The 12,738-nt window shown below is 72.7% G+C and carries 10 protein-coding genes; 8 read left to right on the forward strand and 2 right to left on the reverse strand.

All coding sequences use genetic code 11. The features are described 5' to 3' along the window. Positions 1-23 precede the first annotated feature (23 nt). From S1361_RS02960 to S1361_RS02970, 3 genes are all read left to right on the forward strand, one after another. Positions 24-1,388 carry a maltokinase N-terminal cap-like domain-containing protein gene (locus tag S1361_RS02960; RefSeq protein ID WP_208030280.1) on the forward strand — a complete coding sequence of 455 codons (1,365 nt, stop codon included), beginning with the start codon at positions 24-26 and terminating at the stop codon, positions 1,386-1,388. Between the two features lie 3 nt (positions 1,389-1,391). Then, positions 1,392-3,590 (forward strand): 1,4-alpha-glucan branching enzyme, encoded by a 2,199-nt coding sequence (gene glgB, locus S1361_RS02965; RefSeq protein WP_208030281.1) that lies wholly within the window; start codon positions 1,392-1,394, stop codon positions 3,588-3,590. Between the two features lie 94 nt (positions 3,591-3,684). After that, positions 3,685-4,773, forward strand: coding sequence for a glutamate--cysteine ligase 2 (locus tag S1361_RS02970; protein ID WP_208030282.1), 1,089 nt, complete (start codon positions 3,685-3,687; stop codon positions 4,771-4,773). Between the two features lie 19 nt (positions 4,774-4,792). On the opposite strand, the gene S1361_RS02975 is transcribed toward S1361_RS02970, so the two are convergent. Continuing rightward, positions 4,793-5,026 (reverse strand): DUF6480 family protein, encoded by a 234-nt coding sequence (locus tag S1361_RS02975; RefSeq protein ID WP_208030283.1) that lies wholly within the window; start codon positions 5,024-5,026, stop codon positions 4,793-4,795. A gap of 148 nt (positions 5,027-5,174) precedes the next feature. Here S1361_RS02975 and S1361_RS02980 point away from each other — a divergent pair, with 148 nt between their 5' ends. The 5 genes from S1361_RS02980 to S1361_RS03000 all read left to right on the forward strand — a co-directional run bounded on the left by S1361_RS02980 (position 5,175) and on the right by S1361_RS03000 (position 11,844). Next, the gene (locus tag S1361_RS02980) at positions 5,175-7,067 is read left to right on the forward strand and encodes an AMP-dependent synthetase/ligase (RefSeq protein ID WP_208030284.1); all 1,893 of its coding nucleotides are present in this window, start codon (positions 5,175-5,177) and stop codon (positions 7,065-7,067) included. A gap of 151 nt (positions 7,068-7,218) precedes the next feature. After that, a complete protein-coding gene (locus S1361_RS02985; protein WP_208030285.1) occupies positions 7,219-7,653 on the forward strand; it encodes an ATP-binding protein in 435 nt (144 codons plus the stop codon). A gap of 194 nt (positions 7,654-7,847) precedes the next feature. Further along, entirely contained in the window at positions 7,848-9,221 is a 1,374-nt protein-coding gene (locus S1361_RS02990) for an NAD(P)/FAD-dependent oxidoreductase (protein WP_208030286.1), read from the forward strand. A gap of 94 nt (positions 9,222-9,315) precedes the next feature. Further along, entirely contained in the window at positions 9,316-9,525 is a 210-nt protein-coding gene (locus S1361_RS02995) for a DUF4287 domain-containing protein (RefSeq protein ID WP_208030287.1), read from the forward strand. A gap of 96 nt (positions 9,526-9,621) precedes the next feature. Continuing rightward, entirely contained in the window at positions 9,622-11,844 is a 2,223-nt protein-coding gene (locus tag S1361_RS03000; protein ID WP_208036417.1) for an FUSC family protein, read from the forward strand. 4 nt (positions 11,845-11,848) lie between these two features. Here S1361_RS03000 and S1361_RS03005 read toward each other — a convergent pair whose 3' ends face one another. After that, positions 11,849-12,709 carry a SigB/SigF/SigG family RNA polymerase sigma factor gene (locus tag S1361_RS03005; RefSeq protein ID WP_208030288.1) on the reverse strand — a complete coding sequence of 287 codons (861 nt, stop codon included), beginning with the start codon at positions 12,707-12,709 and terminating at the stop codon, positions 11,849-11,851. Positions 12,710-12,738: the final 29 nt, after the last annotated feature.

A 12,738-nucleotide genomic window follows, 5' to 3' on the forward strand; every position in this document is an offset into this window, starting at 1 on the left:
CACCGAGGAAAGGACGCGTCACCATGCCGAAGACCATCACTGCCCGACCGAGGACCGCCGTCGGCACAGACGGCCCCCTGGTCTCGCTCGGCGCGCTGCTGCGCGAGTGGTTGCCTAGGCAACGCTGGTTCGCGGGCAAGGACCGGCCCGTCACCGATCTGACGGTGCTGTCCGTGACCGAGCTGTTCCCAGGGTGCCTGCACCTGCTGGTGCACGCCTCGCACGTGCCGGTGCCCACCCCCGGCGGCACTCCCCCGCCCGGGGACTGCTACCAGCTGCTGCTGGGCCTGCGCCCGCACCTCGCCCCGCGGCTGGAGCAGGCGTTCATCGGGCGCGCCCAGGACGGCCCGATGGCCGGGCTCGCGGTGTACGACGCCCTGCACGACCCGCGCTCCGCGCACCTGCTGCTGGAGCGGCTGCGGCAGCCCGGCACGGCAGGTCCGCTGCGGTTCGAGGCGGCCCCGACGGCCCGGGTGCCGGGCGGACTGCCGCCGCGGCTGCTGGACGCCGAGCAGTCCAACTCGTCGATCGTGTACGGCGACGCGTACATCCTGAAGCTGTTCCGCCGGATCCAGCCGGGCGTCAACCCGGACCTGGAGGTGCCGGCGGCGCTGGCCGCGCAGGGCTGCACCCGGGTGCCCGCGCCGGTGGCCTGGTTCACCACGACCGGCTCCCGCCCCGCCACCCTCGGTGTGCTGCAGCCGTTCCTGCCGGACGCCACCGACGGCTGGACGCTGGCGTTGCGCGCGCTCGCCGCGGGCGACGACTTCACCACCGAGGCCCGCGCGCTGGGCCGGGCCATGGCCGAGGTGCACCTGGCGCTGGCCGAGGCGTTCCCGCCGGCCGGGCCGGGCGAGAACGGCCGTACGGCCGAGGCGATGCGCGCGCGCCTGGACGCCGCCGCGCACGCCGTGCCCGGACTGCTGCCCTACGTACCCGGTCTGCGGGCCGCGTTCGGGGCGCTGGCCACGTGCGACACCGGACCTCCGGCCCAGCGCATCCACGGCGACCTGCACCTGGGACAGGTGCTGCGGGCCGGCCGTGACTGGTTCGTCATCGACTTCGAGGGCGAGCCGTCCCGTCCGCTCGCCGAGCGGCGCGCTCCCCAGTCCCCGGTGCGGGACGTCGCCGGGATGCTGCGCTCCTTCGACTACGCGGCCCGGCAGCGCCGCCCCTGGCGACCCGAGTGGGCGCGCCGCTGCCGGGAGGCGTTCTGCGCGGGCTACGCGGCCCGCGCCGGCTGGGACCCACGCAAGAAGCACGCGCTGCTGCGCGCGCACGAGACGGACAGGGCGGTCTACGAGGTGCTGTACGAGGCGAGACACCGGCCCGACTGGCTGCCGGTACCGATGGCGGCGATCAAGCGTCTCGCCGTGTGGGGAGGCTGACTCATGGCACTGCGCACCACGCGTCCCGAGGCCGCGGGCCCGAGGCCGCCCGGGGTCACCGGACTGGACCCGGCCGACCGCGGCCGGCTGCTGGCCGGCGCGCACCACGATCCGCACGCCCTGCTGGGCGCCCACCCGGTGCCGGGCGGCACGCTGTTCCGGGCGCTGCGCCCGAACGCCCGGGCGGTGAGCGTCGTGATCGACGGCGAGCGCACCGCGCTGCGGTCGGAGGGCGACGGTCTGTTCGCCGCCGTACTGCCCTGCGCCCGGGTCCCGGCGTACACCCTGCTGGTGGCGTACGACGACGGCGAGCAGGAGGTGCACGATCCGTACCGCTTCCTGCCCGCCCTCGGCGAGCTGGACCTGCACCTGATCCGGGAGGGCCGGCACGAGCAGCTGTGGCGGGCGCTCGGGGCCGAGCCGATGGTCCACCAGGGCGTGGCCGGCACCCGCTTCACCGTGTGGGCGCCCAACGCCCAAGGGGTGCGGGTGGCCGGGGACTTCACGTTCTGGGACGGCACGCAGTACCCGATGCGGTCGCTCGGCGCGTCCGGGGTGTGGGAGCTGTTCCTGCCCGGGATCGGCGAGGGCACCCGGTACAAGTTCGAGATCACCTCGCGGTACGGCCACCGGTTCCTGAAGGCCGACCCGATGGCGCGGGGCACGGAGGTCCCGCCGGACACGGCGTCGGTCGTGACGTCCTCGCACTACGAGTGGGGCGACGCGCAGTGGATGGCGCACCGCGGTGACACCCCCGTGCACGAGGCGCCGTTCTCGGTGTACGAGGTGCATCTGCCGTCGTGGCGTCCGGGGCTGACGTATCGGCAGCTGGCCGAGGAACTCCCACCGTACGTCAAGGGGATGGGCTTCACACACGTGGAGCTGATGCCGGTGGCCGGGTACCCGTTCAGCGGCTCGTGGGGGTACCAGGTCACCTCGTACTACGCGCCGACGCCCCGGCTGGGGTCCCCGGACGACTTCCGGTACTTCGTGGACGCCTGTCACCGGGCCGGCCTCGGGGTGATCATGGACTGGGTGCCGGCGCACTTCCCGAAGGACGACTGGGCGCTGGCCCGGTTCGACGGGGACCCGCTGTACGAGCCCGGGAACGCCCTGCGGGCGGAGCATCCGGACTGGGGGACGTACACGTTCGACTACGGCCGCACCGAGGTGCGCAACTTCCTCGTCGCCAACGCGGTGTACTGGTGCGAGGAGTTCCACATCGACGGGCTGCGGGTGGACGCCGTCGCCTCCATGCTCTACCTGGACTACTCGCGGGACTCCGGGCAGTGGGAGCCGAACGTGTTCGGCGGCCGGGAGGACCTGGACGCGGTGGCCTTCCTGCAGGAGATGAACGCCACCGTGTACCGGCGCTGCCCCGGCGTGGTGACCATCGCCGAGGAGTCCACGGCGTGGGACGGGGTGACCCGGCCGACGGACAGCGGCGGGCTGGGGTTCGGGCTGAAGTGGAACATGGGCTGGATGCACGACTCGCTGGAGTACATCCAGAAGGAGCCGGTGCACCGCAAGTACCACCACAACGAGATGACCTTCTCGATGGTGTACGCCTACAGCGAGAACTACGTCCTGCCCATCTCCCACGACGAGGTGGTGCACGGCAAGCAGGCGCTGGTGTCGAAGATGCCCGGCGACTGGTGGCAACGCCGCGCCAACCACCGGGCGTACCTCGGCTTCATGTGGGCGCACCCGGGCAAGCAGCTGTTGTTCATGGGGCAGGAGTTCGCGCAGGGCGCGGAGTGGTCCCATGAGCACGGCCCGGAGTGGTGGCTGCTCGGCGACGACTACCACTCGGCGGGCGACCACCGGGGTGTGCGGGACCTCGTGCGGGATCTGAACACGGTGTACCGGGCGACGCCGGCGCTGTGGCAGCGGGACACCGATCCGGGCGGCTTCCGCTGGGTGCTGTGCGACGCGGCGGACGACAACGTCCTGGCGTTCCTGCGGTTCGCCGCCGACGGCGGCCCGCTGCTGGCCGTGTCGAACTTCTCCCCCGTCGTCCGGCAGGACTACCGCCTGTGGGTCCCGGACGGGATCCCCCGCTGGCAGGAGGCGCTGAACACCGACGACGTGCGCTACGGCGGCAGCGGCGTCGGCGCCGGCGGGCCGGTCGCGCCGGAGGACGGCTTGCTCAGGCTGACCCTTCCGCCGCTCGCCACGGTCTGGATGGTGCCGGTGCGCTGAGAACCCGCAGGTGTCGGCGGCCGTCCGGAGGGCAGTCGGGGATCGTACAGACCCACGACTGCCCCGCGCGGCACGGACAGAAGGGCGGCACCAGGTGCGCACCGTCGGAGTGGAGGAGGAACTCCTTCTGGTCGATCCGGACAGCGGAGACCCGAAGGCCCTGGCGGCGGCTGTGCTCGCCCGTGCCGCCCAGGACGATCCCGAACAGGACGTGTTCGAGAAGGAACTGTTCGGGCAGATGCTGGAGTTCGCCACGCATCCACAGTCGGACATGGCGGCCCTCGGCGACGAGATCGTCCGCTGCCGGAAGGAGGCGGCCCGGCACGCCGGCCAGATCGGCTGCGGGGTCGCCGCGCTGGCCGCCTCCCCGCTGCCGGTCAGCCCCTCCCTGAGCGTGAACGAGCGGTACCAGTGGCTGGCCGAGCGGTTCGGGATCCCCACCTGGGAGCAGCTGGTCTGCGGCTGTCATGTGCATGTTTCGGTGGAGTCCGACGAGGAGGGTGTCGCGGTCCTCGACCGGCTCCGCCCGTGGCTGCCGGTGCTGCGGGCGATGAGTGCGAACTCCCCGTTCTGGCAGGGCCGGAACACCGGGTACGCCAGCTACCGCAGCCGGGTGTGGAACCGCTGGCCGTCGGCCGGGCCGACCGAGCCGTTCGGGTCCGCCGAGGAGTACCACCGGCGCGTGGCCGACATGGTGGCCACCGGGGTCATCCTGGACGAGGGCATGGCCTACTTCGACGCGCGGCTGTCGGCCCGCTACCCGACGGTGGAGGTCCGGGTGGCGGACGTGTGCCTGGGCGCGGAGACCGCCGTGCTGATCGCGACGCTGGTCCGTGCCCTCGTGGAGACGACCGCGCAGGAATGGCGGGCTGGCCTGCGCGCGCCCGACCCCGGGGTGAGCCTGCTGCGGCTGGCCGACTGGCAGGCCGCGCGGTACGGCCTGGAGGAGGACCTCCTCGACCCGGTCACCCTGCGGCCCCGGCCCGCCCCGCTGGTGCTGCGCGCCTTGCTGGAGTACACCGGGGACGCGCTCACCGCCAGCGGCGACGCGGAGCGGGCCGAGCGGGCCGTCGGGGAACTGCTGCGGACGGGCAACGGCGCGCGCGAGCAGCGCGGGCTGCTCGAGCGCACCGGCAGCCTGCGGGACGTCGTCACCGAGTGCGCGCGGCGCACCCAGGGCTGAACGTTCCGGGTCCGGCTCCTCAGATGAGCAGGATCAGGGCGTAGACCAGGAAGAACGCAGCGATCAGGGCCACCAGGACCAGGATCAGCGTCAGCGGGGCCTTCGCCCAGCCCTTGGTCGGGTTGTGCGTCTCCCGGGGCCCGGCCTCGGGCATGCTGCTCTCGGCGGGCGGCGTCTCGCCGGGCGGGACACCGCCACCGGGCTCCAGCCCGGTGGTGCGTTCGGGCTCCGGATCAGGGTTCACATGGCTCATGCCTCCCGAGTCCCCAGGAGACGCCCACATCATCAGCCGATCACGATTCCTCGTTCCCGTCACCGAACGCGCTTGCCTGGGCTACATTCGAGCACCGCCGACACCGAGCCGTTCGGCGGAGTGACCCTCCGTACTCCAGGAGCAGCGCATGCGGGACGTCGCCCTCGCTCCAGCCGTTACCCCGCCGCTCACCGGCGGCCTCGCCGACAGCGTCTTCGACCGGGCGGACCTCGATCCGACGCTGCCGGTGCTGGCGCGCCGCGCCGGTCCGCCCGGGACCGGGTGGGAGGAGGTGACGGCGGTCGAGCTGCGGGACGAGGTGGTGGACCTGGCCAAGGGCCTGATCGCCGCCGGGATCTCGCCCGGCCACCGGGTGGCCCTGATGGCCCGCACCCGCTACGAGTGGACGGTGCTCGCGCACGCGCTGTGGGCCGTGGGCGCCGAGGTGGTGCCGATCCATCCGGCTTCCGCGCGCGACCAGGTCGAGTGGATCCTGCGGGACGCCGGCTGTGTGGCCGTGGTCGCGGACGACGAGCAGGGCGTCATGACCGTCGGCACGGTGTGCACCCGGCTGCCGCGGCTGCGGCACGTCTGGCAGCTGGACGCGGGGGCCCTGGCCGATCTCGCGGAGCGGGGCGCGATCGTGCCGTACACCACCGTGGAGTCGCTGCGCCGGATCGTGCTGCCGGACTCCACGGCGGCCATCGTCTACACCTCCGGCACCTCGGGCCGTCCGATGGGCTGCGCGCTCAGCCACCGCAACCTGGCCTACCCGTGCGACACCCTGCTGGCCGGCTGGGCACACACGGCCGCCCCTCCGGGAGAGCAGCCGTCCGTGCTGGCCTTCCTGCCGCTCTCGCACGTCTACGGCATCATGATCATGGTGATGTGCGTGCGCGGCGGGGTGCTGATGGCGCACGAGCCGGAGCCGACCGGTACGGCGTTCACCTCGGCCCTGACCACGTTCCGGCCGACGTACCTGTACGGCGTGCCGTCGGTCTTCGAGAAGCTCTACAAGACCTTCCTGCGCACCGCCCAGGAGACGGGCCGTGGCGCCCTGTTCGAGCGGGCCGCGCAGACCGCGCGGGAGTTCGCCACGGCCGAGGAGCGCCGCCGGCTGGGCACCGGACCGGGTCCCGGTCTGGAGCTGCGGCTGCAGCACGCGCTGTACGAGCGGACCGTGTACCGCAGACTGCGGGCCGCGCTCGGCGGCCGGGTGGTGCGCGGCACCTCCGGCGGTTCCGCACTCGACCGCGAACTGTGCCTGTTCTTCGAGGGCATCGGCGTCTTCGTGCACGACGGCTACGGACTCACGGAGTCCTCCGGCGGGATCACCATGCAGCCGCTGGGCCGGGAGAAGTCCGGGACCGTGGGGCGGCCGCTGCCGGGCACCGAGATCCGGGTGGCCGACGACGGGGAGATCCTGGTGCGCGGGCCGTCGGTGTTCCAGGGCTACATCAGCGACGAGCAGGCGACCCGGGTCGCGCTGCGCGGCGGCTGGCTGGCCACCGGGGACATCGGGCGGCTGGACGGCGAGGGCTATCTGACGATCACCGGGCGCAAGAAGGACGTCATCGTCACCAGCGGCGGCAAGAGCGTGGCGCCGGCCCTGCTGGAGCAGCGGCTGCGTATGCATCCCCTGGTCCACCAGGCCGTGGTGATCGGTGACGGCCGGCCGTGCGTGGGCGCGCTGATCACCCTTGACCCGGAGTTCCTCGCGCACTGGCGGGCCGCGCTGGCGCTCCAGGGCGAGAGCCGGGAGACCCGCGAGGAGAACGCGCTGCGGGACGAGCTCGCGCGGGCCGTGGCCTCCGCCAACAGTGCGGTGTCCCGCGCGGAGTCCATCAGGGTCTACCGCGTCCTGCCGGAACCGTTCGCACCGGACAACGGCCTGCTCACCCCGTCCCTGAAACTGCGCCGGGACGCCGTCGTACGGCACTACGCGGCCGAGATCGAGGCGATGTACCAGGCGCGCTCCCGGTCGCGGCCGGGTCCGCCGGAGCCGGCCGAGTGGGACGAACCGGACGATGTCTTCCGCTGAGGAGGCGCACCGTGGGGAAGGCCGGATCGAGGCGAGACGGATAGCCTGCGCGGCTGGGGGAACCCGCAGCGCAGCGAGAGATCAGCAACGACGACCGTCCTGGTCGCAGGGACCGAACCCGGCCCCTGCGGCAGGGACCGGGGAATGCGAGATGGTGACGGAGCCGCGCTGGGACGACACTCCACCCTCGGAGGAGAAGTACGAGCGTACGTTCTCCTTCCCGGGCGAGCTGCGCAACGTCACGGGTGCGCGGCTCGCGGCGGAGGAGTACCTCCGCGCGCTCGCCCGCGAGGCACCGCCGGGCGCGCACGAGTACTGGGACGACATCCTGCTGGTCGTCACCGAACTGGCCGCGAACGCGATCCAGTACGCACCCGGGCCGTTCGACCTGCGGATGCGCCGCACGTTCGACGGGGTGCACGTCACGATGCGGGACACGAGCACGACGAAACCGGAGCCGCGGCCGTTCCACCCGCGCACCGGCGGGGGCGGCATCGGCTGGCACCTGGTGCACACGCTGTGCACCCAGGTCAGCGTCGTCGTGCACGAGCGGGGCAAGGACATCCACGCGTTCCTGCCCTGGTGAAGGCGTTCGACGTGTAGGTGTGCGCCAGCCGGTTACTCCGCCTCCCAGTGGGGGCATGCTGGTCCCCACGCGTTCGTCTGCCTGCCGTACCCAGCCGGCGGAACGGCCGGAGGCACGGTGGTATCGGAGTCGGGACAGCGATCCAGGGCATACGAACGGCGTTCGAGTCGGACCGCCCGGAGCCGCAGAAAGGGATGGACACCGTGACACGACCCAGGATCCTGGTGGTTGGCGCAGGCTTCGCCGGAGTCGAGTGCGTCCGCCGCCTGGAGCGGAAGCTCGCCCCGGACGAGGCCGACGTCACGCTGGTGACGCCGTTCTCCTACCAGCTCTATCTGCCACTGCTGCCCCAGGTCGCCTCCGGCGTGCTGACGCCGCAGTCGATCGCCCTGTCGCTGCGCCGCAGCAAGAAGTACCGCACCCGGATCATCCCGGGCGGTGCGATCGGTGTGGATCTGAAGGCGAAGGTGTGCGTCGTCCGCACCATCACCGACAAGATCGTCAACGAGCCCTACGACTACATCGTGCTGGCGCCGGGCAGCGTGACCCGCACCTTCGACATCCCGGGCCTGACCGAGCACGCCTTCGGGATGAAGACCCTCGCCGAGGCCGCCTACATCCGCGACCACGTCATCTCGCAGCTCGACCTGGCGGACGCCAGCGACGACCCCGCCGAGCGGGCCGCACGGCTGCAGTTCGTGGTGGTCGGCGGCGGCTACGCGGGCACCGAGACCGCGGCCTGCCTGCAGCGGCTGACGCACGCGGCCGTGCAGCGCTATCCCCGGCTGGACCCGGGCCTGATCAAGTGGCACCTGATCGACATCGCGCCCAAGCTCATGCCGGAGCTGGGCGACAAGCTCGGCCGCAGCGCGCAGGAGATCCTCAAGCGCCGCGGCATCGAGGTCTCGCTCGGTGTCTCCATCGACAAGGCCGGTCCGGAGGAGGTCACCTTCACCGACGGCCGGGTGGTGCCCACGCACACCCTGATCTGGACGGCCGGTGTGGTCGCGAGCCCGCTCATGGCCACGCTCGGCGCCGAGACGGTCAAGGGCCGGCTGGCGGTCACCGCGGAGATGTGCCTGCCGGGCCACGACGGGGTGTTCGCGCTCGGCGACTCGGCGGCCGTACCGGACCTGGCCAAGGGCGACGGCGCGGTCTGCCCGCCCACCGCGCAGCACGCCATGCGGCAGGGCAGGAAGGCCGGCGACAACGTCATCGCGGCGCTGCGGGGTCAGCCGTTGCAGCCGTACGTGCACAAGGACCTGGGGCTCGTCGTCGACCTCGGCGGCAAGGACGCGGTGTCCAAGCCGCTGGGCATCGAGCTGCGCGGGCTGCCCGCGCAGGCGGTGGCCCGCGGCTACCACTGGTCGGCGCTGCGCACCAACGTCGCCAAGACCCGGGTGATGACCAACTGGCTGCTGAACGCGGTCGCCGGCAACGACTTCGTCCGCACCGGGTTCCAGGCCCGCAAGCCCGCCCGGCTGAAGGACTTCGAGTACACCGACTCGTACCTGACACCGGAACAGGTGCGGGCCCGGGTGGAGGGCACGGGCGTCGACCAACCGTGAGGTGACGCAGATCACGAGGGACCGCCGATCATTCCGCATCGGGTCGGCGGTCTTCTCCTGTGATCGCAACACGTCACACGGAGGGACACCCGGTATGACCGAGAAGGCCGTGAAGGGCCCGGCGAGCTACTTCCCGTCGATCGAGAAGGCCTACGGCCGCCCCGTCGGCGAGTGGCAGGAGCTGATCCGCTCCTCGCCGCTGACGAAGCACATGGAACTCGTCGCCTGGCTGAAGTCCGCGCACGGGCTGGGCCACGGGCACGCGAACGCGCTGGTGGCCGCCACCCTGGCCGAGGGCCGGTAGTCCAGTCCCACGTGCGATGCTGGGTCGGAGATCGATTTCCGGCACGGGAGAGAGCACGGCGGCGTGAGGGCAGCGGCACGGTCGGGGCGGGTGCGGATGTGGGACCGGCTCGCGGCGTCGGACCCCGGGCTGCTCCGGCTCACCGCGGGACTGCGCACGGTCACCGCCATCGCCCTCACCCTCGCGGTCCTCGCCGCACTCCGCGTCCCGGTGTCCCAACTGGTCGCCGGGGCCATGGCGGCGATGGTCGCCACCTTCGCCATCCGGGAGAAGCAGCGCGGCCCGCAGGCCGTCACGCTCGCGCTGGGTCTGCCCGTGGCCCTGGCCTCGGTGTCGCTGGGCGCGCTGCTCAACCAACGCGTGGTCGCCGGCGACCTGTTCTTCGTCGTCCTGATCTTCTGCGCCGTCTACGGCCGCCGGTTCGGCGACCGCGGCACGGCGCTGGGGCTGATCGGCTTCCAGGTCTACTTCCTGTCGCTGTTCGTGGGTGCGACCGCATCCGCGCTGCTCCCGCTGTACGGCGTCATCTGCGTGGCGTTCGGGTGCAGCGCCGCCGCCCGGTTCGTGCTGCTGCCGCAGACCCCGGCGGGCACGCTGGACCGGCTGCGGCGGGCCTTCCGCGCCCGGCTCGCCCAGCTGATCGCCACGCAGGCCGAGTTGCTGGACGCCGGTCCCGACGAGGCGGAGAAGCTGCTGGAGGACCTGCGCACCGGCACCGCCCGGCTGCACGAGACGGCGCTGCTGATCCAGGGGCGGCTGGAGGACGGCACCTCGGACCCGGCGGTGGCCAGGCTGCTCCAGCGCCGGATCGCGGACGCCGAGATCGCCGCGGAGCGGCTCGGCCTGCTGCTGCTCACCGCGCGCAGCGCCCGGCGGACCGACACCCTCACCCTGCATCTGCCGGGCGCCCCGCTGCCCTCCGGCGGCGAGCTGCCGGTGCGGGACGAGGCGTCGGCCGCGCTGCGCCGGGACCTGCAGGCGCTGCGGCTGCTGATGCTGCGGCCGGCCGGGGAGGCCTCGGGGACCGCGCTCGCCCAGGTGCGCAACCGGCTGCTCGGTTACCGCGAGGAGGAGAACCTGCCCCCGGCCTCCCCGGCCGTGCAGGACGTCTTCCGGGGCCTCGGCGAGGCCGCCCGGGCCGCGCTGGGCCTGCGGATGGCCCTGGACGGGCCGCAGGACGAATCCGACGACACCCCGGCGACCGCCCGTTCGCGCGAGGAGCTGGAAGCCGAGGACGCCGCCATCGAGAGCAGCGAGGAGAACGAGCCGGAGGAGCCGCAGCCGGCCGGTCTGCAGCGGCCCACCACCCGAGCCGCCCTCCAGGTGGCGGTCGGTTCCTCGCTGGCCATCGCGGGGGGCGAGCTGCTGTCCAGCCAGCGCTGGTACTGGGCGGTGCTGACCTGCTGGATCGTGTTCCTCAACACGGCGTCCACCGGCGAGATCCTGGTGAAGGGCTACCGGCGGCTGCTCGGCACGGTGCTGGGCGTGGTGGCCGGCATCGGGCTCGCCGCGCTGGTCGGGCAGCACACGTGGACGGCGTTCGCGCTGATGCTGCTGTTCATCTTCGCGATGTTCTACACCGCGCCCCTGTCGTACACGCTGATGTCGTTCTTCGTGACGGCCATGCTGGGGCTGCTCTACACCCTGCTGAACACCTACAGCATGTCGGTGCTGGTGCTGCGGATCGAGGAGACGGCGCTCGGCGCGGCCTGCGGGGTGATCGCGGCGGCGGTGGTGCTGCCGATCCACACCGACCGCCGTACCAACGACCTGCTCGTGTCGGTCCTGGACCGGCTCGCCGAGGTGACGCGGGGCGCCGTCGACCAGCTCAGCGGCGGGACGGGCGGCGATCTGGTGGAGCAGGCGCGCGAGCTGGACCAGGCGCTGGCCGATCTGCGCGCGGCCACCCAGCCGCTGACCCATCCGATCACACCGCTGCGCACGCGCCGGAACACGGCCCGGTACGTGGTGGCGCTGCTGGAGACCTGCGCGTACCACGGGCGTTCCCTCGCGGCCACGGCCGAGCTCCTGCCGACGCATCCGGCGATCGCGGCGGATCCGCGGCTGCGCGGGGCGTGCGCGCGGATCGTGCACAACATCGAGGCGATCGCCGCGCACGTCTCCGACCCGCGGTCGACCGCGGAGATGGAAACCGGCCCCAGCATCGCATCGATGCTGGAGCCGGGCACCCCGCGCACCCCACGCTACGGCCGGGTCACCGACCGGGTGCTGCGCCATCTGCAGCGGCTGGACGAGGCCGTCTCGGGCCTCGCCCGGCCACTGGGCGTCGCCGGCGGCCCGGCGCAGCCGAGGAGCTGACCACTCACCGCCGGTCGGTGCCGCCGGGGCGGTGGCCCCCGAGCACCTCGTCGCGCACCCGGGCGCAGCTGCGGCTGATCAGCCGGGAGACGTGCATCTGGGAGATGCCGAGCCGGTCGGCGATGCGGCTCTGCGTCATGTCCTCGAAGAAGCGCATGTAAAGGATGGCCCGCTCACGTTCGGGCAGCCGGCGCAGCCCTTCCTTGGCGGCCTCGCGGTCGACCACGACGTCGTAGGAGGTGTCGGCCTCACCGAGGGTGTCGGCGAGGCTGTAGCCGTCGTCGCCGGCGGACAGCTCGGCGTCCAGTGAGAGGGTGCTGAAGCTCTCCAGCGCCTCCATGCCGGCGCCCACCTCCTCCTCGGTGAGTCCGGTGTGGGCGGCGATGTCGGCGACGGTGGGTTCGGGGCTGCCGGGGTTCTGGGTGAGCTCGCGGCGGGCCACCCGCACCCGGTTGCGCAGTTCCTGCACCCGGCGCGGCACCCTCAGGGCCCACATCCGGTCGCGGAAGTGCCGCTTGACCTCCCCGGTGATGGTCGGCACGGCATAGCTCTCGAAGGCTCCCCGCGAGGGGTCGAACCGGTCGATGGCCTTCACCAGCCCGAGCGCGGCCACCTGGCGCAGATCCTCGACGGACTCTCCGCGGTCGCGGAACCGGCCGGCGATCCGGTGGGCCATGGGCAGCCAGGCGGTGACGAGTTCGTCGCGTACGGCGTCCCGCTCAGGACCGTCGTCCAGTTCAGCCAGCCGGGCGAACAGCTCCGCGGTGTCGGGGGCGTCGTCATGGTTCCGCCGGTTGGGGGTCGCGGCGCCGCCGGCGGTGGTGGCGGTCGTGCCGGGACGGCTTGTCGACATGTCGGTCAGCATGCGGAATCGCTCCTGAACGTGGTTTCAGG

Source organism: Streptomyces cyanogenus (genome assembly GCF_017526105.1).
Classification (GTDB): domain Bacteria; phylum Actinomycetota; class Actinomycetes; order Streptomycetales; family Streptomycetaceae; genus Streptomyces; species Streptomyces cyanogenus.

What these genes read in the sequence shown, in the direction of transcription:
- S1361_RS02995 (WP_208030287.1), top strand. Translation starts at nt 9,316, where the DNA reads ATGACCGAGAAGGCCGTGAAGGGCCCGGCGAGCTACTTCCCGTCGATC.
- S1361_RS03000 (WP_208036417.1), top strand. Translation starts at nt 9,622, where the DNA reads ATGTGGGACCGGCTCGCGGCGTCGGACCCCGGGCTGCTCCGGCTCACC.
- glgB (WP_208030281.1), top strand. Translation starts at nt 1,392, where the DNA reads ATGGCACTGCGCACCACGCGTCCCGAGGCCGCGGGCCCGAGGCCGCCC.
- S1361_RS02985 (WP_208030285.1), top strand. Translation starts at nt 7,219, where the DNA reads ATGGTGACGGAGCCGCGCTGGGACGACACTCCACCCTCGGAGGAGAAG.
- S1361_RS02960 (WP_208030280.1), top strand. Translation starts at nt 24, where the DNA reads ATGCCGAAGACCATCACTGCCCGACCGAGGACCGCCGTCGGCACAGAC.
- S1361_RS02975 (WP_208030283.1), bottom strand. Translation starts at nt 5,026, where the DNA reads ATGAGCCATGTGAACCCTGATCCGGAGCCCGAACGCACCACCGGGCTG.
- S1361_RS02980 (WP_208030284.1), top strand. Translation starts at nt 5,175, where the DNA reads ATGCGGGACGTCGCCCTCGCTCCAGCCGTTACCCCGCCGCTCACCGGC.
- S1361_RS02990 (WP_208030286.1), top strand. Translation starts at nt 7,848, where the DNA reads ATGGACACCGTGACACGACCCAGGATCCTGGTGGTTGGCGCAGGCTTC.
- S1361_RS03005 (WP_208030288.1), bottom strand. Translation starts at nt 12,709, where the DNA reads ATGCTGACCGACATGTCGACAAGCCGTCCCGGCACGACCGCCACCACC.